Source organism: Veillonella sp. (assembly GCF_019414865.1).
In the GTDB taxonomy this organism is placed as follows: Bacteria; Bacillota; Negativicutes; order Veillonellales; family Veillonellaceae; genus Veillonella.
In genome coordinates this window covers 1-1,773 of sequence record NZ_DXLG01000202.1, presented here as the reverse complement: position 1 = coordinate 1,773, position 1,773 = coordinate 1, and the positions used below count along the sequence as shown (strand labels likewise).

General features: G+C 38.1%; 2 protein-coding genes. Both read left to right on the top strand.

Going from position 1 to position 1,773, the window contains the following annotated elements; genetic code table 11:
- Nucleotides 1-127 precede the first annotated feature (127 nt).
- A complete protein-coding gene (locus QZ334_RS08250; protein ID WP_009351206.1) occupies nucleotides 128-757 on the top strand; it encodes a DUF47 domain-containing protein in 630 nt (209 codons plus the stop codon).
- Complete coding sequence (locus QZ334_RS08245) at nucleotides 750-1,748, top strand: inorganic phosphate transporter (RefSeq protein ID WP_060924075.1); 999 nt, start codon at nucleotides 750-752, stop codon at nucleotides 1,746-1,748. The genes QZ334_RS08250 and QZ334_RS08245 overlap by 8 nt, the downstream gene beginning before the upstream one ends.
- The last annotated feature ends 25 nt before the right edge of the window (nucleotides 1,749-1,773 follow it).

Genomic DNA, 1,773 nt, shown 5'->3' with positions numbered 1-1,773 from the left:
CTATATATGCCATATACGCATAGGGGTTAAAATATAGAGCATGGTAAATTGTTTAGGAATTATTGTTAGTGTGCTATAATTAAATTATATTTATAGAAGCAATCAATACTGTTTCAGGAGGATCTTCATGGCTTTTAAATTAAAAGGAAAAGAAGAAAAATTTTTCAGTATTTTAGAAAATCATGCTGCTCTTACATATGAAAGCGCAGAGATGATGGAACGTGTGTTTAAAGGCGAAATCTCTAAAGAAGAGGCTTTTCTTGAAATTGATACAAAGGAAAAAGCAGCCGATGAATTAGTAACCGAAACTGTAGAACGTTTGCGTAAAACATTCATCACTCCAATGGATCGCGAAGATATTCAGCTTCTAATCGACCAATTGGATACTACATTGGATAATATTAAAGAAATCATGGATAAAATGGTTATGTACCACGTTGGTAAACCTAGTGATGGTGCTATCCGCATGAGTGAAATCGTTGTAAAATGCGTTAAGCATATTAATAAATCTATTGGTTATATGGGTAGCCTTAAAAAGGACCATGTGAAGGTAGAAGGCCGTGTACACCAAGTATTGAAACTTGAGTCTGAAGCGGATAATATTTACCACGAAGAAATGGCTAAACTCTTTACTGAGTGTACAGATCCTATTGAAATTATCAAATGGAAGGAAATCCTTAGTGCCATGGAGGATGTAATCGATGGTTGCGAAGATTTGGTTGGTACATTCCGCCGGGTAGTATTGAAGTATGCTTGATGCTCATTATTTAGTATGGCTAGTAGTATTTTTAGCATTAGCCTTCGACTATATCAATGGCTTCCACGATACGGCGAACGCCATTGCTACATCTGTTTCAACCCGTGCTATTGAACCTAAAAAGGCAATTATGATGACTGCGGCACTCAATTTCTTGGGGGCCATGGTTAGTACAGGCGTTGCAAAGACAATCGGTGGTGACATCGTAATGTCTGCGTCTCTCATTAATAGTGCAATTATCTCAGCAGCTCTTATTGGTGCCATAACATGGAACTTGCTTACATGGTATTGGGGGATTCCTAGTTCCTCATCTCATGCTCTTATCGGTGGTATCATCGGTGCTGTAGGTTGGTCCGTAGGGTTCGATGCTTTAAATGAGGCAGGGATTATAAAGATTTTCTTATCCCTTATTTTATCTCCAATTGTCGCCATGATTGGTGGCTATATTGTGATGAAAGTATTGTTGCTTATTTTTGGTAGATTTTCTCCAATCGTATTGAATGATAGATTTAGATCCATGCAAATTGTATCTGCCATCATGATGGCCTTTTCTCATGGTTCTAATGATGCGCAAAAGGCGATGGGGATTATTACCTTAACATTACTTAGCGGTGGCTTTATCGATACATTAGAGGTACCAGTATGGGTTAAACTTTGTTGTGCTACGGCTATGGCCATGGGTACAGCAGTAGGCGGTTGGAAAATCATCTCTACTATGGGGACTAAGATTTTCAAATTGGAAACTATCAATGGTTTTGCTGCTGACTTAAACTCTGCCATCACTATTTTTACAGCTACATTCTTACATTTACCTGTAAGTACTACACACGTTGTAAGTGGTTCCTTGCTAGGCGTTGGTTCCTCTAAACGTTTGAAAGCTGTTAACTGGGGCGTAGCAAGATCTATGGTATTGGCGTGGTTTGTAACAATTCCACTATCTGGTATTGTAGCAGCTATTGCGTATGAAGTAGGTCACTTACTATTTGGTTAATACAATCATATATAGAAATAAAAAG

What these genes read in the sequence shown, in the direction of transcription:
- QZ334_RS08245 (WP_060924075.1), top strand. Translation starts at nt 750, where the DNA reads ATGCTTGATGCTCATTATTTAGTATGGCTAGTAGTATTTTTAGCATTA.
- QZ334_RS08250 (WP_009351206.1), top strand. Translation starts at nt 128, where the DNA reads ATGGCTTTTAAATTAAAAGGAAAAGAAGAAAAATTTTTCAGTATTTTA.